General features: G+C 61.4%; 14 protein-coding genes and 2 tRNA genes. 7 read left to right on the forward strand and 9 right to left on the reverse strand.

Annotated features, from left to right (window positions below):
* Positions 1-119: 119 nt before the first annotated feature.
* Complete coding sequence (locus BN1128_RS17040) at positions 120-2,093, forward strand: sensor domain-containing protein (RefSeq protein ID WP_042870919.1); 1,974 nt, start codon at positions 120-122, stop codon at positions 2,091-2,093.
* Between the two features lie 78 nt (positions 2,094-2,171).
* On the opposite strand, the gene rraB is transcribed toward BN1128_RS17040, so the two are convergent.
* The gene (rraB, locus tag BN1128_RS17045) at positions 2,172-2,519 is read right to left on the reverse strand and encodes a ribonuclease E inhibitor RraB (protein WP_080741122.1); all 348 of its coding nucleotides are present in this window, start codon (positions 2,517-2,519) and stop codon (positions 2,172-2,174) included.
* Positions 2,520-2,941: 422 nt separating this feature from the next.
* Between rraB and BN1128_RS17055 the strand changes: the two genes are divergently transcribed.
* From BN1128_RS17055 to BN1128_RS17065, 3 genes are all read left to right on the forward strand, one after another.
* Positions 2,942-5,218, forward strand: a complete 2,277-nt coding sequence (locus tag BN1128_RS17055; protein WP_042870925.1) for an immune inhibitor A domain-containing protein — start codon at positions 2,942-2,944, stop codon at positions 5,216-5,218.
* Positions 5,219-5,414: 196 nt separating this feature from the next.
* Positions 5,415-5,490: transfer RNA gene (locus tag BN1128_RS17060), tRNA-Phe, on the forward strand.
* A gap of 5 nt (positions 5,491-5,495) precedes the next feature.
* Positions 5,496-5,571 (forward strand) — tRNA-Asn (locus BN1128_RS17065).
* 454 nt (positions 5,572-6,025) lie between these two features.
* Here BN1128_RS17065 and BN1128_RS17070 read toward each other — a convergent pair.
* The 3 genes from BN1128_RS17070 to betB all read right to left on the reverse strand — a co-directional run bounded on the left by BN1128_RS17070 (position 6,026) and on the right by betB (position 10,639).
* Positions 6,026-7,243, reverse strand: coding sequence for a BCCT family transporter (locus BN1128_RS17070; RefSeq protein ID WP_042870927.1), 1,218 nt, complete (start codon positions 7,241-7,243; stop codon positions 6,026-6,028).
* Positions 7,244-7,486: 243 nt separating this feature from the next.
* Positions 7,487-9,166 carry a choline dehydrogenase gene (gene betA / locus BN1128_RS17075; RefSeq protein WP_042870929.1) on the reverse strand — a complete coding sequence of 560 codons (1,680 nt, stop codon included), beginning with the start codon at positions 9,164-9,166 and terminating at the stop codon, positions 7,487-7,489.
* 9 nt (positions 9,167-9,175) lie between these two features.
* Positions 9,176-10,639 (reverse strand): betaine-aldehyde dehydrogenase, encoded by a 1,464-nt coding sequence (betB, locus tag BN1128_RS17080; RefSeq protein WP_042870931.1) that lies wholly within the window; start codon positions 10,637-10,639, stop codon positions 9,176-9,178.
* A gap of 788 nt (positions 10,640-11,427) precedes the next feature.
* On the opposite strand from betB, the gene BN1128_RS17090 reads away from it, so the two are divergent.
* Both BN1128_RS17090 and BN1128_RS17095 read left to right on the forward strand, forming a co-directional pair.
* Entirely contained in the window at positions 11,428-12,705 is a 1,278-nt protein-coding gene (locus BN1128_RS17090; protein WP_042870934.1) for an alpha/beta hydrolase, read from the forward strand.
* A gap of 101 nt (positions 12,706-12,806) precedes the next feature.
* Positions 12,807-16,367, forward strand: a complete 3,561-nt coding sequence (locus tag BN1128_RS17095) for an ATP-binding cassette domain-containing protein (protein WP_042870936.1) — start codon at positions 12,807-12,809, stop codon at positions 16,365-16,367.
* Between the two features lie 53 nt (positions 16,368-16,420).
* On the opposite strand, the gene BN1128_RS17100 is transcribed toward BN1128_RS17095, so the two are convergent.
* From BN1128_RS17100 to trmB, 5 genes are all read right to left on the reverse strand, one after another.
* The gene (locus BN1128_RS17100; RefSeq protein ID WP_042870938.1) at positions 16,421-16,630 is read right to left on the reverse strand and encodes a YgdI/YgdR family lipoprotein; all 210 of its coding nucleotides are present in this window, start codon (positions 16,628-16,630) and stop codon (positions 16,421-16,423) included.
* A gap of 292 nt (positions 16,631-16,922) precedes the next feature.
* Positions 16,923-18,215: a sulfurtransferase gene (locus tag BN1128_RS17105; RefSeq protein WP_042870940.1), complete on the reverse strand. Its 1,293-nt coding sequence runs from the start codon at positions 18,213-18,215 to the stop codon at positions 16,923-16,925.
* 29 nt (positions 18,216-18,244) lie between these two features.
* Positions 18,245-19,165 (reverse strand): glutaminase B, encoded by a 921-nt coding sequence (gene glsB / locus BN1128_RS17110; protein ID WP_042870942.1) that lies wholly within the window; start codon positions 19,163-19,165, stop codon positions 18,245-18,247.
* A gap of 117 nt (positions 19,166-19,282) precedes the next feature.
* Positions 19,283-19,615, reverse strand: a complete 333-nt coding sequence (locus BN1128_RS17115; RefSeq protein ID WP_042870945.1) for a YggL family protein — start codon at positions 19,613-19,615, stop codon at positions 19,283-19,285.
* Between the two features lie 31 nt (positions 19,616-19,646).
* The gene (gene trmB, locus BN1128_RS17120; protein ID WP_042870947.1) at positions 19,647-20,360 is read right to left on the reverse strand and encodes a tRNA (guanosine(46)-N7)-methyltransferase TrmB; all 714 of its coding nucleotides are present in this window, start codon (positions 20,358-20,360) and stop codon (positions 19,647-19,649) included.
* A 350-nt stretch (positions 20,361-20,710) separates the two neighbouring features.
* Here trmB and BN1128_RS17125 point away from each other — a divergent pair, with 350 nt between their 5' ends.
* A complete protein-coding gene (locus BN1128_RS17125) occupies positions 20,711-21,778 on the forward strand; it encodes a M28 family metallopeptidase (RefSeq protein ID WP_042870948.1) in 1,068 nt (355 codons plus the stop codon).
* Positions 21,779-21,783 lie beyond the last annotated feature (5 nt).

Here is a 21,783-nt window from a genome sequence, read left to right on the forward strand (position 1 = left end):
GGCGTTGACGACACAGACTGTCAGCAGAGATCGGCAGAAATGCCTCAGCATTAACCCAAGCTTTACAAAACCAGCCTGCTATCATAGATTTGCTCGAAATTTCCCCCGTGAGTGCCTGCGTGAATTCCTTGCTCACCCTGACTCTGCTGCAGCAGATCATCGATCAGTTACCCATGAATATCTTCTGCCGGGATACGGCCGGACGCTACCTGTTTGCCAACCGGGTCTTTACGGAGCAGGCAGGCCTGTTGCAACCGGCAGATCTCATCGGCAAGACGGACGCGGACATGCCGTGGGGCGACATCTTTCGGGAAGAGGATCAGCAACTGCTGATAGATGGCAAACCCCTGCTCTATCAGCAGTTGCACTGCCACAGCGGCGATGCCACCAGCTGGATGGAGATCCACAAGATCCCGCTCTATGACGAGCAGGGCAAGCCGGTGGCCCTGTTTGGCATGGTCAACGAGATTGATCAGCGCAAGGAGCTGGAGCAGACCTTCCGCCAGCAACAGCTGCTGCAGCGCCGCCTGCTGGACGCCATCCCGGATCCCATCCGGCTGGAGGACCATCAAGGCCTGCTCATCGACTGCAATCAGGCTTTTCTCGACTTCATGGGCATGGTGGCAAGCGAGGCGCTCGGCCAGCGGGTGGCTCACCGCCTCTCCACCGAACTGCCGATGGGGCGCGGTGAGTACTGTCTGGTGGATGCCAGCGGTCAGGGCCGCCACCTGGAGGTCACCCGGGTCGATGTGCCGGACGACGAGGGCAACTCCCTTGGCATCCTGACCTTGAGCCGTGACATCACCGGGCTGCGCACCACCCAGGCCCAGCTGCAGCAAGAACAGCACTACGACAGCCTGACCGGCCTGCTCAAACTCTCCCATTTTCTGCAGACCAGCCGCCATCTCGGCGCCCGCAAGGCCAGCCTGCTGCTGGTCGATCTGCAACACTTTCGCGAGATAAACGACCGCTTCGGCATCCGGGTGGCTGATCGCCTGTTGAGTCAGGTGGCCCGCCGCCTGCAACAGCTTGCCCCGCCCCAGTCGCTGGTGTGCCGGGTCGCCGCAGACGACTTCGCCATGCTGCTGCCCGAGCTGACCGAGCCGCTGGCCGACTGGAGCCGCCGCCTGCAAGGGGAGCTGATGGTGCCCTATCAGGTCGAGGAGCACAGGATCCAGATCCCGGTGTTCCTCGGCATAGCCCACGGCAAGGCCAACGATGCGGAGCGGCTGCTGAGCCATGCCGAAGCCGCACTGGCCCAGGGCAAGCGTCAGCAACAGCACTGCACCCTGTTCGATCCCGAACTCAACGCCAAACTCAAGCGCCGTCAGTTGATCGCGGCCCAGCTGCCGCTGGCCATCAAGTCGGGTCAGCTTACCGCCGTCTATCAGCCCATCATCAGCACCCGCAACAATCAGCTGCACGGGGCCGAGCTGCTCTGCCGCTGGCCTCATCCCGAGCTAGGCATGATCTCGCCGGATGAATTCATCCCGCTGGCGGAGGAGCTGGGGCTCATCGGCCAGCTCGGCCAGCGCATGCTGGAGCAGGGCTGTGCCCAGCTGGCCCGCTGGCAGGCGGCGGCGCCGGATCTGGTGCTCTCCATCAACCTGTCACCGCTGCAATTTCGCGACCCCGAGCTCTGCCCGCAGATCTTCGCCTGCATCGAGCGCCACGGCTTGGCCCCCTGGCAGCTGGAGCTGGAGATCACCGAAGGCGTGTTGATGGAGAATGCCGACGAGATCGAGAGCAACCTGGCCAACCTGATCGAGGCGGGATTCCAGCTCGCCATCGATGATTTCGGCACGGGTTACTGCTCGCTCGCCTACCTGCCGAGACTGCAGGTAGCCACCCTCAAGCTGGACCGCAGCTTCACCCAGGGGCTGGCCACCAATCAGGCCACCACCGCCATAGTGCGCTCCGTCATCGGTCTGGGTCACGAACTGGGGATCAGGATCACAGCCGAAGGGGTCGAAACCCCAGAGCAGCAGGCCTGGCTGGTGCAGGCCGGTTGCGATAGGCTGCAGGGCTACCTGTTCAGCCGCCCCCTGCCCCCCGACGAGTTTGCCCGCAGCTACCAGCTGCCCGGCGCCTGACCGCCAGCCAACAAAAAGGCCACCCAGAGGGTGGCCTTTTGCTTGTCAGGCAGACAGTCAGCAGTGCTTCAAGCCCGCTTACTCCTGAAAGTAGGTGCCCCAGCCGTCATAATCCACGCCGTATTTCTGAAGGATAGGCAGCATTTTTTCGATGTCGGCCACTATGGTCTCGATCTCCAGCTTGCACTCGACGGTGGCGTCGAAGCAGAAGATGGGGGCGCCGTCATCCAGCTCCATCTCTTCGGCATCGGTCACTTCAAAACCGGCCTTGAACAGGTCGACGGCGGCCTTCTCCAGCTGATCGAAATCCTGGCAGGCGAAGTGATGCTCAATCTCGTATTCCAGATCCGGGTTGCTGCCATCGGCCAGCAACTCGTTGACGATGGCGGTGGTCTCTGCACGCCACTCTTGCATATCAAGACTCATATTAACCCCAAATGGTACTTGGTTGGTGTCAAATGCCGTCAGCCACAGGGCGCCTGTTCAGACTCGCTGCACCCCGGGCGGCATAGTTGCGGCAAAGCATACCCGCAGAGCGCATCCGGCTCAATGCGGCAAACTAAGATAGCGGGTCCTCCACGGCCACCCCAAATGGGGTGCCATCACAAAAGGTTAATAAAGTGTAATCTGCTGTCACCCACAAAATGCCCCATACGGAACTCCACCAGAGAGATCGGCTGCGACATAACTCAATCGAAAAACACTTTAACATCAGCACTATCAACCAGCCTGAACACGGTGACAAGGCCAGGCCCGGGGTGTATCAAGGGACGCGGGTGAAGCACTACCCGTACGGAAAGAGGAGCCAGCAGGGCTCCCTTTTTATCATGTGAAGGAGCACATAGATAATGCCTAAAAAAACAATAATGAGCCTGATCATCGGCTCAACCCTTATGATTGGAAACCACGCCATGGCCGCCCCGGTGCATGGCCCGTTCGATGCCCCTCTGGCAGACGAGGTAAAGGTGCTGGAGATGCTCAAAAAGAGCGGCCGCATCCCGACCCTGGCCTCTCCCGAGATGGAACAGGCCGCCCTGGCCAGCTTCTACCGCGAAAAGTCACGGGCCTACAACGGCAGCAGTGGCGCCCTGGCGGTGAAAGAGGGCAAGGTGCGGGAGACCATCCTCAAGAAGATCCGCTTCAACGGCACGGCCCGTCCCGGCGATCGGGTGCCCACCCTGCTGCTCAAGGCCATCGAGAAGGAGCACTACCAGGGCAAGATGCGCAAGGACAAGATCCTCGCCATCCTGGTGGACTTCCCCGACTACCCGAAGAACAGCGTCAGCCCCGAACTCACCAAGATGTACTACCCGGATTACACTCAGGCGCACTACAACGACCTGCTGTTCTCCGACAAGGGCTATGCCGGCCCGAACGGTGAGAAGTTCATCTCCATGCGCCAGTTCTACGAGCAGCAATCCGGCAAGAGCTACAGCGTGCGCGGTCAGGTGGCGGGCTGGTATACCGCCAGCAAGAATGCCGCCTACTACGGTGCCAACGCCACCCCGAACACCATAAGGGACCTGGTGAAGGAGGCACTGATCCAGATAGCCAACGACCCCGCCATCGACCTGGCCCAGTTTGATCAGGAGGATCGCTACGATCTGAACGGCAACGGCAACCGGGACGAGCCGGACGGCCTCATCGACCACCTGATGATCTTCCACTCCAGCGTCGGTGAAGAGGCTGGCGGCGGCGATCTCGGCGAGGATGCCATCTGGGCACACCGCTGGAACCTGGGCACCCCCTACCCCATCCCGGGCACCAGCAGCCCACACGGCAGCTTCGGCGGCCAGTTTGCCGCCTACGACTACACCATCCAGCCCATTGACGCGGCAGCCGGGGTCTGTGCCCACGAATATGGCCACGATCTGGGACTGCCGGACGAGTACGACACCAAGTACACCGGCAAGGGGGAACCGGTGGCCACCTGGTCCATCATGTCATCCGGCTCCTGGGCCGGGGTGATTGGCGGCACCGAGCCGACCGGTTTCTCCGCCTGGGCCAAGGAGTTTCTGCAGGCCTCCCTCGGCGGCAACTGGCTGCATGGCAGCAATGTGCAGCTCGCCGACCTCAGCCCCCGCGGCAACGTCTACATGCTGGATCAGGCCAATGACAAGGGTCGCAACGACGACGTGGTGCGCATCAACCTGCCTGCCAAGCAGATCCCGCTCAACCCGCCCTACGCCGGCCAGTACCAGTATCACGGTGGCAAGGCCAACAATCTGGACAACCGCATGAACCTCAAGCTGGATCTGGGCGGCAAGCAGAGCGCCAGCCTGGCGTTCAAGGCCTGGTATCAGATTGAAGAGGGATATGACTACGCCAGGGTACTGGTCAACGGCCAGCCCATCGCGGGCAACCTGACCACCAGCGACGATCCCAATGGGGTCGGCTTCGGGGTCGGCATCACGGGCAACTCCAATGGCTGGACCGATGCAGAGTTCGACCTGACCCCCTGGGCCGGGCAGCAGATCACTCTGACCCTGCAATACCAGAGCGATGGCGGCGTGGCCGAGAACGGCCTGTTCGTGGATGAACTCCAGGTGGCCGCCGACGGCGAGGTACTGCTGAGCGATGGGGCCGAGGGCAGTTCTGCCTTTACCCTGGCAGGCTTCGTGAAGAGCAACGGCAACGAGGCAAAGGATCACTACTACCTGGCCGAGTGGCGTAACCACGCAGGGGTCGACAAGGGGCTGGCCCACATCAATGTGTCTGACCAGCTGATGCGCTACGAGCCGGGCATGTTGCTCTGGTACGTGGACAACAGCCAGGACAACAACTGGGTAGGCGTCCACCCGGGTGAGGGCTTCCTCGGCGTCGTTGATGCAGACCAACGCACTCTGAAGTGGAGTGACGGCGCCGTGGCCGGTACTCGCTACCAGATCCACGATGCCACCTTCAGTCTGGGCTTCCAGCAACCACTCAACCTCAAGCACCCGAGCGGCTCCTTGCTGCGCGACTTCTGGATCACCCCGAACCGGGTGTTCAAGGATTCCCGCAGCTACCAGAGCAAGGAGATCCCGGATGCCGGTCGTCTGCTGCCCGAATATGGCCTCAAGATCAGCGTCACCGGCCAGGCTCGTGACATGAGCACAGGAAGGATCATCGTCAGCCGTCATTGAGTCATGACACTGGCGTTCAGGGGGCCTCAGGCCCCCTTTTTCATGGCTGCAAGCGGGCAAGACAGCACAACAGGGCACGAATGAGGGCGAAAACGGATGACAAGCGGGAAGATTGTTCAGTTATCGAGCGAACAGTGCAGCAATCTGCGCCCTGCGGTTGACACCCGAACGCAGAAAGGGTTTAATGCGCGCCGTTGCCCAGATAGCTCAGTCGGTAGAGCAGGGGATTGAAAATCCCCGTGTCGGCGGTTCGATTCCGTCTCTGGGCACCAATAATTCCTCCTTAGTTCAGTCGGTAGAACGGCGGACTGTTAATCCGTATGTCGCTGGTTCAAGTCCAGCAGGAGGAGCCAAATTTGAAAAGCCCGCTCACCGAGCGGGCTTTTTTCATTCAGGTCAGCTGCCGTTGCAGGCCGCCAATAGCAGCGTTGCCCCACAGGTGGCGCTAAACAGCCACAGGCCCGTTTGCAACACCCCCTCCGGATCCACCTCTTTCTCTCTTTTCCTGAATCGTATCCACTTAGGCTTCATCGAGCCCACCTCAACCTGTTGCGCGCGTATCCCCTGCCCAGCTCGGCAGGCGAGCCATCTTTGTGTAACCACCAGCCAGCGTCAACTCCCTTCTCGACAATAAATTCATCAGCCACCCACTCGCGTCCCGACTCGTGACAATGCTGACGATGTTGACTGGTAGGCATCCCCACACCCGCTCACCAGCTAGGGGCATCAGGGGAAGAGTGCCGCCGTGTGCCCTCCCCTTTGTCAGTAGCAACAAGCTTCGGGTTCTCAGGCCTTCACCGTTCCTTCTCATCCGGCCAGTTCTATCTTGCCGTAGTCGAGGCGATTCTCCTTTGGCGCGCCCTCTATGTGGCTCACCGCCCTCAGCTTGTACCTGATGATGTAGCCGAAACAGGCAAAGAAGAGGCCGATCACCAGGGCACCGACCCACTGGATCTGCAGGAAGTCGAGCTTGAACAGCAGGGTCAAGCCGGCCAGCATCAACAGGTTGAGCCCGAAGTAACGCCACTGGCCGAGCCGCTGGGTCGTCAATCCCAGGTTGTCGGTATAGAGGCGGATCAAAGAGTCGAGGGAGTTGATCACCATGGTGATCCCCACGGCGACCATGGCCCAGTTGAAGAAACCGGCGGTCGAGAGCCCCTGCTCATGGTAGTAGTAGAGCACGGCGAACCAGGCGGCGATGGCCAGAGAAGGGAACACCAGCATGGCCCCCAGCAGTTGCCAGGTGCGCAGGCCACCGATGAAGCGGGCGGTGAACTGACCGATCATGATGCTCCAGGAGAACCACCAATAGAGGTAAAAGGCGTGGTAATCATTGAGGGGCAGCACGAAGCGCTCTATGTGACCAAAGTATCCTCCCACCAGCGCCAGCGTCGCGGCAAAGTCGGCCAGGGATCCCGCCGGCGTGAGAAAGGCGGCGCCCCACATCAGGGCGATCAGGGCGATGAAGCAGGTCGTCGTGCCCAGACTCAGGATCCTGACGAACTTCAGGCTGGTGCTCGAATAGATGGAGAGCGCAATCACCAGCAGCACTATCAGGTAAAAACTCGCCACCAGGCTCTCGCCATCCCCGATCTGGGGCAGATACCAGGGCAGGTTGCTCAGCAGCAGATAAGCGGTGAAGGCACAGGTGCCTATGATCACCAGGTTGTTGAGGAACTTCACCGGCGCCAGCTCAAAGAACTTCACTCTGGGTTCTATCACGCAAAAATAGAAACAGGTCAGAAAGTAGAAACCCCAGATAAGAAATCCCCAGTAACCAAATTCAATGGCAAGCGGATTGGTGAAGCCATATTCCGGGCTCGCCTGCAGATCGGCATAACCGGCAAACTCGGTGAGCGGAAACATGATGAGTCCCACATCCAGCCCGGACGTGAACAGGATGGCGACGAAGGTAAAGGTGTGCACCGGCGTGGTACCGATACAACGAATATTGCCCCAGCGATAGAGCACAAAGGCGATGGAGGCAAAGGTAAACAGTATTCCTGCACTGAGCCAGACTGTCATGACTGACCTCCTTCGATGCCCCTTTCGTGACCAAACATAAGTGCTCCTTGTCATTGCATAGTGGTGTTCAAGAGGCAGTTCGGCTTCCTGCGGACATGACTCCCCCAACCCCGCTGTGGCGAGGGGAAATGGACACGGGATCAGGGCTTAGCTATCGCCGTTATCTGAACGGACAAGGCGATAGCTAAGGTCTGACGAACTGCCATCCGGGTAGTGGCATCTCATTTTATTCAACCCACAGGCTCAAGCCAGGGTACGCACTGGCTCTCGCGGACGCTGCTTCTCCTGCCAGTGCTCGGCCAGCCCCACCTCGACCGGGTGCGCCATCAGTGGCACCTTGCCCAGGATCAGGTCGGCGGCGCGCTCGGCCACCATCAGGGAGGGGGCATTGAGGTTGCCGTTGGGAATGGTCGGGAAGATGGAGGAATCCACCACCCGCAGCCCCTGCAGACCATGAACCCGGGTCTCGGGATCCACTACCGCCATGGGATCCGTCCCCATCTTGCAGGAACAGGAGGGGTGGTAGGCGCTCTCCACTGCGCTGCGCACGAAGGCATCTATCTGCTCATCGCTTTGTACCGACACCCCTGGCTGTATCTCCTCTCCCCGATAGGCATCCAGGGCCGGTTGACCGATGATCTCCCGGGTCAGTCGCACGCAGGCGCGAAATCCTTCGACATCATCCGGATGGGAGAGGTAATTGAAGCGGATGGCGGGGGCCTGACGGGGGTCGGCCGAGCGCACCTGCACCTGACCACGGCTGCGGGGTTTGTTATGACCTATGTGCACCTGGAAACCGTGCCCCGCGAATGCCTCCTTGCCGTCATAACGCATGGCGGCAGGCAGGAAGTGGTATTGCAGATCCGGCCAGGGAACTCCGGCTTTGGAGCGAATGAAGCCACAAGACTCGAAGTGATTGGTCGCCCCCAGACCGTCCTTGCGCAGCAGCCAGCGGCTGCCGATGAGGAATTTGTCCCACAGACCCAGTTTGCCATTGAGGGTGATGGGTTGCTGACAGCGAAACTGGAAGTAGAACTCCAGATGATCCTGCAGGTTTTCGCCCACCCCGGGCAGAGGGTGCAGTACCCCTATCCCTGCCGCCCTCAGGGTATCGGGATCGCCGATGCCGGAGAGTTGCAGCAGATGAGGGGAGCCGATAGGGCCAGCACTCAGGATCACCTCCTTGCCGGCCTTCACCTCCTCCGTCTTGCCCTTGCGTTCGAAGCGCACCCCGACCGCCTGTTTGCCCTCGAGCAACACCTTGTGGACCTGGGCACCGGTCAGCACAGTGAGGTTGGCCCGCCCCATGGCGGGTCTGAGATAGGCATTGGCACTGGAGCTGCGAACCCCTTGCTTGACCGTCATGTGCATGGGGCCGAACCCTTCCTGCTGGCGGCCGTTGTAATCCACAGTCCCGTCGTAGCCCGCTTCCACACCGGCATCGACGAAAGCCTGATAGAGGGGGTTTTGCATCTGGTTGCCGTTGTTGACTCCAATCGGCCCTTCAGTGCCGCGATACTCATCCCCACCGAAGGCCCACTGCTCGGCCCGTTTGAAGTAGGGCAGGCAGTGGGCGTAATCCCACCCCTGCGCTCCGGCCTGCTGCCACTCGTCAAAGTCACCGGCGTGGCCGCGCACATAGACCATGCCGTTGATGGAGGAAGAGCCTCCCAGTACCTTGCCCCGTGGGCAGTGCATGCGCCGCCCGTCCAGATGGGGCTCGGGCTCGGTCTCGAACTGCCAGGCATACTTTTTGGTGTTCATGGGGATGGAGAGGGCGGTCGGCATCTGGATGAAGATGCTCTTGTCGCTGCCCCCCGTCTCCAGCAGCAGCACCCTGTGCTGACCATCCTCGCTCAGGCGGTTGGCCAGCACGCAGCCAGCGCTGCCCGCCCCCACTATGATGTAATCGAATTGCGTCATGGTGCCTCCTTAAAACGGGCTCTGGATCGCTTGCATGCCGACATAGACAGACTTGAGCTGGGTGTAGTGTTGCAGGGTTGCCAAGCCGTTCTCCCGCCCGATGCCGGACTGCTTGAAGCCGCCCACCGGCATCTCGGCCGGGGAGGCGCCATAGCTGTTGATCCAGCAGATCCCCGCCTGCAACTGGTGCACCACCCGATGGGCGCGGCGAATATCCCGGGTGAACACCCCGGCCGCCAGCCCGAGGGCAGTGTCATTGGCTCGTCGCACCACCTCCTCTTCCTGCTCGAAGCTGAGCACCGACATCACGGGGCCGAAGATCTCTTCGCGGCAGATCCGCATCTCGTCCCGGCACTCGCTGAAGATGGTGGGGGCGACGAAGAAGCCATCCGGTGCCATGGCCGGCCGCAGCGCCTCCCCGCCACAGCGCAGGGTGGCCCCCTCTTCCTGGCCGATGCGGATATAGTCGAGCACCTTGCGCTGATGCTCGCGGGAGATGAGGGCACCGAAGTTGGTGGTCGGATCCATGGGGTCGCCGACCCGAATATTGTCCCGGGTACGGGCCAGCAGCCGCGCCATGAAGGCGGGGTAGATCCCCTGTTGCACATAGACGCGGGTGCCATTGGTGCACACCTCGCCCTGGGTATAGAAGTTCGCCACCATGGCGGCGCTGACCGCCTCTTCCAGATCTGCATCGTCGAAGATAATGAGGGGGGACTTGCCCCCCAGCTCCATGGTCACTCCCTTGAGGGTCTCAGCAGCGGCGCGCATCACCTTCTTGCCGGTGCCCACCTCGCCGGTGAAGGAGATCTTGGCCACCTCGGGCGCCTGACTCAGCCAGGCACCGACCCGGCCATCCCCCTGCACCACATTGAAGACGCCGGCGGGCATGCCGGCCTCGATGAAGATCTCCGCCAGCTTGAGGGCACCGAGGGGCGTCTCTTCCGAGGGTTTGAAGATCATGCTGTTGCCGCAGGCCAGCGCAGGGGCCGCCTTCCAGCAGGCAATTTGCAGCGGGTAGTTCCAGGCGCCGATCCCGGCACAGACGCCGAGGGGTTCGCGGCGGCTGTAGTAAAAATCAGCCCCCAGCTGCTGCTGATTGCCCTCGATGGCTGCGGCCAGACCGGCGAAGAACTCTATGCTGTCAGCGCCAGTAACCACGTCCACCACAGAGGCTTCCTGCCAGGGCTTGCCGGTGTCGGCTACCTCGATGGCGGCCAGGATATCGTTACGCTCACGCAGCAAAGCCACGGCCCGCAACAGGATCCGGCCACGCTCGACCCCGCTCATGGCGGACCAGAGCGCAAAACCGTTCTGGGCACTCGCAATAGCCGCAGTCTGCACTACCTCATCGGCCACCTCGACCTCGTAGATGACGGCCCCGCTAGCAGGATTGATGACCTCGAAATACTCGCCCGAGGCATTGGCCAGATAACGGCCGTCGACAAAATTCTGATAACGCTTCAAAGACATGAATTCACTCCGCTGGGGTCAGTCGTTACTGGATAAAGAGTCCGCAAAGCCGATCGGCACGGCTGAAGTCGCGTTCAAGGCACGGCGTAGCCAGAAGCCATCGCTCATGGGGATGTGTTGTACTGCAGACGGGCCCGGTTCGTGGCTGGCCTGAGGCCAGAAAACAAGCCAGCTTTGACACAGATGTAATGGATGGTGGTGTGTTGCAAACCGAACTCGTCCACCGAAGAGATGGTGGCCTGGATCGGTTCCTGATGACGTATTTCAAAGACTCCGACTATGAACATATTTTTGTTAATTTATTGTTTGGGCAGAAACAACCTTAAAGATTAGAGCACGAATGATCAACCTCACAAAAAAAACAACAAAACACAGCATTAAAATACAGAAATATAAAATATATTGATAAAAAACAATTACATAAAAACAACACAAGGCCATGAATTTAATTTAGATGTAGAATTAATTTATTTCTTGAACGCCACATCAAGAGCGAAAAAACCACCCACCTTTCAGTCACCAGCCCGCCGCAAGTCATGAAAACGATACCCCGGAGGCCACAAAACCCACATGTAGCGGTGGAATCCTGTCACTACCAACACCTCAAGCGCGCCCCACAGAGGATGGGATGTCATGAGCGAGAAAACGGGGCGGGCTGCGGGCATTGGATCCAGGGCGAGACGAGTCCCCCATCTTGCAACCCCTTTCAAAAACCGGCGTGACCGGGCCGGGAGCCATGGTTATGATATGACTCCCCCCAACATCACCTCGTTCAGGGAGAACATCAGATGAGCAGCCCCTTGCATTACGTGTTGGACGGCATTCATTGCGAACCACACTTCTTCACCGTGCCCCTCGACCACCAGCAGCCGGACGACGAGGAGACGCTCACCCTGTTTGGTCGCACCCTCTGCCGCCAGGACAGGCTGGACGATGAGCTGCCCTGGTTGCTGTTCCTGCAGGGAGGCCCCGGCTTTGGCGCCCCGCGCCCGACCGCCGACAGCGGCTGGCTCAAGCGGGCCCTGCAGGAATTTCGGGTATTGCTGCTCGATCAGCGCGGCACCGGTCACTCAGCCCCCATCAGCGCCGATGCGCTGGCCCAGCTCACGGCCCGGCAGCAGGCGGATTATCTCAGCCACTTTCGCGCCGACAGCATAGTGCGGGACGCGGAATACATTCGCGAAATCTTGAGCCCGGACCGTCCCTGGAGCCTGCTCGGCCAGAGCTTCGGCGGCTTTTGCAGCCTCACCTATCTCTCCCTGTTCCCGGACAGCCTGCACGAGGTCTACCTCACCGGCGGCGTGGCCCCCATAGGCCGCAGCGCGGATGAGGTCTACCGCGCGACCTATCAAAGGGTTGCGGACAAGAACCGCGCCTTCTTCGCCCGCTTCCCCCATGCCCAGGCCATCGCCAATCGGCTGGCCAATCACCTGCACCGCCACGAGGTTCGCCTGCCCAACGGCCAGCGCCTGACGGTGGAGCAGTTGCAGCAGCAGGGGCTGGATCTCGGCGCCAGCGGCGCCTTCGAGGAGCTCTACTACCTGCTGGAAGACGCCTTTATCGGCGAACGGCTCAACCCGGCCTTCCTCTATCAGGTACAAGCCATGCAGCCGTTCAACACCAATCCGGTGTTCGCCATACTGCATGAATCCATCTACGCCGAAGGGGCCGCCAGCAACTGGGCGGCCGAGCGGGTCAAAGGCGAGTTCCCGGCACTGTCCTGGGCGCCGGGCAAGGACTTCGCCTTCACCGGCGAGATGATCTTCCCCTGGATGTTCGAGCAGTTCCGCGAACTGATCCCCTTGAAGGAAGCCGCCCACCTGCTGGCCAAAAAGGCCGATTGGGGGCAGCTCTACGACCCGGCGCAGCTGGCCCGCAACACTGTGCCTGTGGCCTGCGCCGTCTATGCCGAAGACATGTACGTCGAGTTCGACTACAGCCGCGAGACCCTCAAGGGCCTCGGCAACAGCCGCGCCTGGATCACCAACGAGTACGAGCACAACGGCCTGCGGGTCGATGGCGAGCAGATCCTGGACCGCCTCATCCGCTTGAACCGGGATCGCTGATCCCGGCCGGGCGACGAGCCCGCTGCCATAACACCATAATATCGAGGGCGACCCATGAGTCGCCCCGCCCCCTGGAAGCAGCACAATAATAAGGACACCCATTGGATCACCCGGAAATCTCGGCCGGCTGGCTGAGCCGCCTCTTCTATCACTGGACGGGCCCGCTGCAACGCAAAGGGCTGAAAGAGCCCCAGGTCGGCCTCGACGACCTCTATCCCCTGCTGCCGGAAGACAGACGCGATGGCAGGGCCGATGCCTTCCTTCGACTCACCGCCCGCGCACCTGTGCGCCCTTGGCCCATCACCGCCTTTATCTGGCGCCATTACAAGGGGCGGATTGGCCTGCTCACCCTGTTGCAACTGCTCGGCATGCTGGCGACCCTGGCCAGCCCCTGGTTGCTCAACCACAGCATGACCCAGCTCGGCGCGGGCGCCCCCACGGGGCAAAAATTGCTGCTGGCCTTCGCCCTGTTTGCCTCTGTGCTGGCCGCCGGCATGCTGGCGGAGCACTCGCTGCAGCTGGCGCTCAAGATGCACGTCCCCATTCGCCGACTGCTGGCCGAAGCCCTGCTCGCCAAGGTGATGAAGCTCGGCGGCAAGAGCTTCGACGACCGGGCCGGAGGCCGGGTGCAGAACCTCATCAACCGGGATGTGTGGGACATTACCTGGATCCTGGCCGACCCCGCCATGCCGCTTACCATGGCACTGCAGCTGCTCGGCACCATAGCCCTGCTGGTATGGCAGGTGGGCAGCGCCGGCCTGGTCGGCTTTGCGGTACTCACCCTGCTGCTGCTCATCTCCACCCGGGTGGTGCGGCGGATGAACCAGCAGGAGCAGCAGCTCAAGCGCCAGCAGGACGAGCGCAACGGCATACTGGCGGAATACATCAAGAAGCTGCGACTGGTGCGCCAGAACGGGCTAGGCGCCTTCTTCACCCGGGCAGCCAACGCCAAGCGCCAGCAGGAGCTGGGGGTGCTCGGTCGGGTACTCAAGCTCGATGCCATCAACGACAGCCTGATGCTGAGCACGCCGCTGCTGGTAACCCTGGCCACCTTCACCACCTATCTGGTATCCGGCCAGAGCCTGACCCTGCCCCAGGTGTTCACCACCATAGCCCTGTTCGCCGTGCTGCGGATCCCCATGATGCGGCTGCCCTATCTCATTCGTACCCTGATCAACTTCAACACAGGTTTCAACCGGCTGTGCGAGTTCCTCAACAGCCCGGAGCAGCACAGGGATCTCACCGATGCCAGCCTGCCCGTCGGCAGCCTGCGGATCCAGGACGTCACCGCCCTGCACCAGCAAAAGCCGGTGCTGCAAGGGGCCAGCCTCATCATAGAGCCGGGGGAACTGGTGGGGATCACGGGCACGACCGGGGCCGGCAAGAGCTGCCTGCTGCACCTCATCGCCGGCTTTGACGACAGTTTCAAGGGGGAGATCCGCCGTCACGGCCGGGTCGCCCACCTGGGCCACAAACCCTGGCTGATGAACGACACCATCCGCAACAACATCTTGTTCGGCCAGCCCTGGCACGGCGAACGCTACCGCTGGGTGCTGGGGGCCTGCGCCCTCAGCGCCGACCTCAGCCTGCTCAGCCACGGCGATCAGACCCTGGTGGGGGAGCTGGGCACCCGCCTCTCTGGCGGCCAGCAGCAGCGGGTTGCCCTGGCCCGCGCCCTCTATGCCCAAGCCGATATCCTGCTGCTGGACAACCCCCTCTCGGCGCTGGATCCCATCGTCTCGGCCCAGGTGCTGGAGCAGGGGCTTGCCTTCAAGCCGGGACCGACCCGGCTACTGGTGAGCCATGATCCGGACGTGCTGGCCCACTGCGATCGGGTGATCCGCATCGAGCAGGGCCAACTGGTGGAACTCGATGCCCACCAGCTGGCGGATCTCATCCAGCACCCGCTTCCCGCCCCCATGGTGGCGCCGCAGGAGGCGGAACAGTTCAACGAAGAGAAGGTGGTGGAAGGCAAGGTGGACTGGGGCCTGTTCGGCTTCATGTGGCAGCGTCTCGCCGCCCCCGGCGCCATCCTGATTGCCCTGCTACTTACCCTGGGGCAGGAGGGGCTGCGCATCGCCTCGGATCTCTGGCTCGGCGGCAAGGCCGGCCTCACCGAGGTGAGCGAGCTGCTCGGCATCTATGTGCTGCTGGGGGCAGGCTCTCTCACCTGCATCATGGTGGTGCGGGTCATCAACTACAAGCTGGGGCTCAAGCTGGCCTGGACCCTGTTCGACGGCATGCTGAGCCGCATCAGCCGCGCCCCCATGGCCTTCTTCGACAAGGTGCCCCAGGGGCGCATTCTCAACCGCTTCGATCGGGATCTTGGGGAGGCGCAGGAGATACTGCTGTCCATGCTGATGGGGCTGTTCGGCATGCTCATCTCAGTGCTGCTGCAGGTGGTGGTGATAGGTGTCAACATGCCGCTGCTGCTGCTCATCGCCCCCCTGGTGGGCTGGGCACTCTACGTGCTGCAGCGGCGCTACCGGGCGGTGCAGCTCAAGCTGCGCCGCCAGGCATCCGTGCTGCGCTCGCCGCTCTACATCAGCATCAGCGAGACCATTCGCGGCGCCCCCGCCCTGCGCCTGGCCGGGGCCGAGCGCTTCGCGCTGGATCAGGTACTGCTGCACTATGACAACAACCTGCGCAGCTGGTACACCACCACCTCCATCAACCGCTGGCTCGGCATGCACCAGACCCTGCTCTCCGCCGCCCTGGTAGGCGCGGTGGCGCTGATGGTGGCCTTTGGCAACAGCTCGCTGCTGGGGGCCGTCGCCATCACCTACGCCTTTACCGCCTCGGCCATGCTCAACTCCCTCATTCGCACCTTCGCCGAAGTGGAGCAGGTAATGAATGCGGTGGAGCGGGTGCGCGAATACAGCGAAATCGAGAGCGAGCGCCAGCATGGGGAAGCGCTGGTGACGGCCCATCCCGGGGTGCGCTTCGACAACCTGGGATTGCGCTATCCGGAGGCGAGCCAATGGGCCCTGCACAAGGTGAACTTTGAGCTGGCCCCCGGCGAGAAAGTGGGGGTCTGCGGTCGTACCGGCGCTGGCAAGAGCTCGCTGCTCGGTGTACTGCAAGCCATGTATCCGGCCTCACAGGGAGAGATTTACTACGGCGATCAGCCGCTGTCCCGGCTTGCACCGGAGGCGGTGCGGGATCTCTACGACACCGTCTCCCAGACCCCCCTCACCTTCTTCGGCACCCTGCGCGCCAACCTGGCACCGCTCACCGAGCAGGATGACGAGGCACTGGAGCTGGCACTGGCCCGGGTCGGTCTGGCCGAGCGCTGCGCTGGCCGGCTGGACGAGGACCTCGACAAGCTGCAACTCTCGGCCGGCGAGACCCAGCTGCTGGTGATCGCCCGCATACTTCTGTCACGTCGCCCGCTCATCGTGTTGGACGAGGCTACCTCTGATCTCGATCACGGCGGCATGCGCAAGATGGCGGAGCTGCTCTATCGCTACCGGCCGGAGGCCAGTTATCTGGTGATCGCCCACCATCTGGAGCCGCTGCTGTCGGTGGACAAGGTGGTGGTGATGGAAGCGGGAACCGTGGTGGAACAGGGCTCGCCGGTCAGTCTGCTGGCCAACTCCCACTCCCGCTTCCATCAGCTGTTCGTGGGCCAGGTCAATCGTCAGGTGGCCCAGATAACCTGAGGCCGAAAAGAACAAGGGCTGCTCACGGGCAGCCCTTGTTCTTTGGTGAAGCCTCAACGCTCCATGATTTGGGTGACATCATCCTTCTTGATCATCACCTCCCGCCCTTCGGTATCGTAATAGCGGTACATGCCGGTGCTCTCATCCAGCTTGGGCTTGCTGTCGGTGGTGATCATCTTCCCATCCTTGGTACTCATGATGTATTGAGAGCTACACGCCACGAGTCCCAGTGCGCACACCAGGATCATCATCAGTTGCTTCATCGCCTGTCTCGTCTCCCTCTTCACCCTCACCACGAGGATGGTGACTGAAGCCTAGCTCAACCCCATTGCCCCGGGAAAACGGATTGCCGGAACGGGATCCATGTCAAAAATCAGCTACTTACGACCACCCGGCTTGCCACTGTCACCTGCAGGCCTATCCATATCCGTCTCATTGGTCACTCCTTGCATCGACCTGATTGTCACTCGCAAAGTGGTGTGTCCCACTGGCGCAGGCCCGAGCGGATACAAAAAGGCCGGACATCTGTCCGGCCTCGTTATCACTATTGGCTCATTACTTGGCGGGTTGACGCTCGCCAGTCACAGTCGGATTCTTGGGATCCGAGCTCCACTCATACCAGCCGCCGTCGTAGACGCTGATCCGCTTCCAGTCCATCAGCCAGGCGTAGAAGAAGGCCTCGGAGGCGCGCCAGCCGGTACCGCAGTAGAAGGCGGCCTGCTGGGCGGGCTCGATATTCCACTCGTCCCACATGGTGAGGATCTCCCCGGCCGGCTTCATGGTGCCATCCGGGTTGTGGAAATCGCTCATGCTGTTGGCATCCACACCGCCGCGACCCCACTTGGCCCCCGGGATGTCACCCTTGGGCTTGATGTAGCTGTAGCCGGAGGTGTTGCCGACGAACTCGTCCCAGGTGCGCACGCTGACCAGGGCGCCATCGGGCTGCTTGAGCAGCGCCTTGGCCTGATCCAGGGTGGTGTAGTACTCGGGGTGAGCGGGGATCGCCACACCAAACTCCTTCACCGGCTCATATTTGTTGGGCAGACCGGTTTCGGTGCGCAGGTGCTGGATAAACCAGGCATCCAGGCCACCATCCAGCAGGCGCACATCTTCCACGCCCGCATACATCATCAGATGAGCGGCACGGGCGGCAGCCATGGTGTTGCGACCATAGAGGATGACGGTGGTGTCGTGACGGATGCCGTTTTCCAGCAGCAGCTTCTTGAGCGCCTCGTCAGAAACCTTGTTCCACAGCGGCTCCTCTTCCAGACGGTTGGTATCGATATAGCCGGCCCCCGGGATGTGGCTCAGCAGGTAAGCCTTGGGTGAACCCCAATCCACTTCGAACAGCTTCCAGTCCCCTTTTGGCGCAGCCGCAACCGGCTTGCCTTCCTGCAGAACCGCCAGCCAGCGCGGATAGACCAGCTGCTGCCAGCGCACCAGATGATCGCGCGGCGCACTTTGCCAGCCTTGCAGCTCGAACAGCTGCTTGATGCCCTGCTTGCGCAGCATACGGGCCACTTCGGCCACTTCCCGCGGCGCGCCATAGAGGGCGACCGGACGATCGGCTTTCAGGCCCTTGATCTCGAGCGCCTTGGGCCACTCGTCATCGCTGTATTTCCACTCGGCGGAGAGGTTCTCGGCACCGGCCACATGGCCGCCCTGTTTCTCGCCTTCCATCGGCCAGCCCTGATAGAAGTGGCTGGCACGGGTGTCCAGCATGACCGCCTGCTTGCTCTTGGCGTCGGCCAGCGAGAGCGGTGGCAATTCGGCGGCAAAGGCGGGCAGTGCGCACCAGAGCAGTAAGGTCGCGAGCGCGGCCTGCAGGAAGCGAAGATGTCGTTTCATGGTGATTTCTCGATTCATAGTGAACAAGGTTAAAAAATGGAACGGCCCAGACGCTCGGCCAGCAGCTCCAGTGCCGCCGTGCCCGCCAGCGAGTTGCCCGCCTTGTTGAGCTCGGGCGACCAGACACAGATGCAGAGCTCACCGGGGATCAGCGCCATGATACCCCCTCCAACCCCGGATTTGCCCGGCATACCGACCCGATAGGCAAAATCACCGGCCTCGTCATAGAGGCCGCAGGTGGCGAGCAGCGCATTGACCTGCTTGGTGGTGCGGGCCGGCAACAGCGGCGTGCTCTCGCCAAGCGGCAGCCCGCGATTGGCCAGATAAAGGAAAGTACGCGCCAGATCGACGCAGCTCATGCGAATGGCACAGGCATTGAAGTAGCTCTGCAACACCTTGTCCACTTCATTCTCGAAGTTGCCATAGGCCTTCATCAAGTAAGCGATGGCCGCATTGCGGGCAGAGTGCTGATATTCGGAGCGCGCCACCACCTGATCCGCCATGATGGCCGGATTGCCGCTGAGGCGGCGCACCAGCTCCAGGGTACGCTGACGCGGGGCCGTAAGCCGGGTCTCCAGCAGATCGCTCACCACCAGGGCACCGGCATTGATAAAGGGATTGCGGGGAATGCCGTGCTCGAACTCCAGCTGCACCAGCGAGTTGAACGGCTGGCCGGAGGGCTCCTTGCCCACCCGGGCCCAGATCTCCTCCTCCTGATAGAGGGTGAGTGCCAGCGTCAGGCTCAGGGCTTTGGAGATACTCTGGATGGAGAAGGGCTCGAAGGCGTCACCTGCGGTGAACAGCTCCCCCTCGACGGTACAGACGGCAATGCCGAGCCGGTCGGCCGGCACCCGGGCCAGGGCGGGAATATAGTCGGCCACCTTGCCCTGTCCGAGCAGCGGGCGCACCTCTGCCAGAATGCTGGCCAGTAATTCGGATGACAACACCATAAAGGATTCCATGACTAAAACGGGTGTGAGGATCCCATCCCCACTGACAAAAATCCCGCCAGCGGCGGGACTTGTCTATCTACCCACAACAAGGCGCCTGCAACAGGCGACCGAGTCTCAGGCCGGTTCACCGTACCAGAGGTCGAACAGCTCGGTGACCACTACGGCTTCCATCCCCTTGCCTTCCAGCCAGGATTTGACGACGGCACGGTCTTCTTCGGTACATTTTCCCAGTTGCTGAGTGCAGATCATCCCTTCCCAGGCCAGGTGGCCTGAACCGGCGAAAGCCAGTCTACGGGGTTCAACAACCTCATCGATCATCGCATCGACTACTGTATCGATGGTCGCTTCGGCAGTGCCGACCGGGAAGTTGAAACTGATGTCGAATCCCATTTCCTGGAATTCATCGACTCGCAGTTTCTTACGCAGACGGCGGCTACGATTGGCCATGATAGCTCCTTAGGTTAGTTGACTCGTTAAATTAGTTAACGCGTTTGAAAATCAGATCCCAAACCCCGTGGCCCAGACGATGGCCCCGTTGTTCGAATTTGGTCAGCGGACGCCAGTCGGGACGAGGCACCCAGTTGCCGGTGGCGGAGGTGTTCTCGTAACCCTCGGCGACGCTCATCACTTCCAGCATGTGTTCGGCATAGTTTTCCCAGTCGGTGGCCATGTGGAACACGCCACCTATGGCCAGCTTCTGGCGGATATCCTGGGCAAATGCCGGCTGCACGATGCGGCGCTTGTGGTGACGGCTCTTGTGCCAGGGATCCGGGAAGAACAGCTGCAGGCAGGCGAGCGAGCCGTTCGGAATCATGTGCTCCAGCACTTCCACAGCGTCGTGGCAGATGACCTTGAGATTGGTGACGCCTGCTTCCTGGGCGGTGCCGAGGCAGGCACCCACGCCCGGCGAGTGTACCTCGATGCCGATGAAATTTTTCTCGGGGGCATTCTTGGCCATCTCCACCAGGGAGGCACCCATGCCGAAGCCTATTTCCAGCACCACAGGGGCCTCACGGCCAAACAGGGCGACCAGATCGAGGGGCGCTGGCGCGAAATCGATACCCATGACCGGCCAGAGCTCTTCCAGAGCCTTCTCCTGCCCTTTGGTCAGGCGGCCTTCGCGACGGACAAAGCTGCGGATCTTGCGCATGAACTTGCCGTCTTCGTTAAATACATCTTGGGTCACAGGCATAATCAAATTGCTCGTTATTGCATCGGTCTGGGTCACAGACGACAGGAATGAATTGTTCGTTATTTCATCACCCAGGGTCACTGACGACATGAATGAATTGCTCGTTGCTTCATCACCCTGAGTCACGGATCTCGTGGATGAATGGCGCGTTATTTCATCAATGCGCGAAACTGGGTAGCGAATTATCCCAAGATAGGCCCAAGGCGCAAGTGTTTAGCGAAACAAATCCCCCGTCCCTGACCAATTCCGCCACAAGGATTGACAAATGCCACCCCGTTCACAGAATCTGCCAGGCGCCGGGCGCATGCTGACCTGCGCAAATAAAACCATACACAACAAAGGATTGCAGTATGAAACACACAGCATTGGCGTTTGCCATCACAGCCCTGCTGGCAGGGTGCAACACCTCCACCAATGATTCGCAGGCCCCCACTGCCGCCGAGCAGGCCTATGAGTATCTGGTGCAGTTGAGCTCGACTGCCGAGGGGATAGGGGCCAGACCCACGGGCTCAGAGGCCGAGACCCGCGCCGCCGCCTGGATCCAGGACCATCTGGCCGGCTGGGGTTACGAGGTGCAAAACCAGCCGTTCACCTACACCAAAAGCGGTGCCAGCAAAAACTCCCAGAACCTCATCGCCGAGCTCAAGGGCCAGAGCGACAAGGTGATCCTGATCGGCGCCCACTACGACAGCACGGGCGACAAGAAGGGTTCTGAAGGGGCGACCGACAACGGCGCCGGCGTCGCGGCCCTGCTGGCGGTCGCCGAGGCGCTCAAGGGGCAGACCCTGCCCTACACGGTACGCTTCGCCTTCTTCGGCGCGGAGGAGAACGGCCTCAACGGCTCCAAGGCCTATGCGGCCAGCCTCGACAGTACCGCCATTGCCCGCCTGCTGGCCATGGTGAACTACGACACCATAGCCGGGGGCGACATCGTCTACGTCCACTCGGCCCACTCCGACGTGGCCGAGTACAACTGCGCCGATCCGAGCCGCTACAGCTTCGATCCCAAGGTGCGGGATCGCCTGCTGGCCGTCTCCAAACTGACCGCCACCCCATTTGCCATCCACCCCAGCTACGCAGGCTATCCGGAAGGGGAGACCGGCAGCTGGTCGGATCATGCGCCGTTTGCCTGCCTGGGGGTGCCCATCGCCTACGTGGAGGCCACCAACTTCACCATCAACGGGGCGGATGGCTATGACGGCTACTCCCAGACCACCAACCCGGCGCTGTGGGACTGCTATGACGACGCAACCAAGAGCGCCTGCGACCGGGACAGCGAGACCCAGTGGGGCAAGATCTGGCATACCCAGTACGACCGCCTCGACAAGATGGCCGAGCTGTTCCCGGGCCGGGTGGAGCAACAGCTCAGCGCCAACACGGATCTGATGATCCGCTTCCTCAAGGAGCCGGGTCTGTAACGCCG

This window comes from Aeromonas piscicola, assembly GCF_000820005.1.
Classification (GTDB): domain Bacteria; phylum Pseudomonadota; class Gammaproteobacteria; order Enterobacterales; family Aeromonadaceae; genus Aeromonas; species Aeromonas piscicola.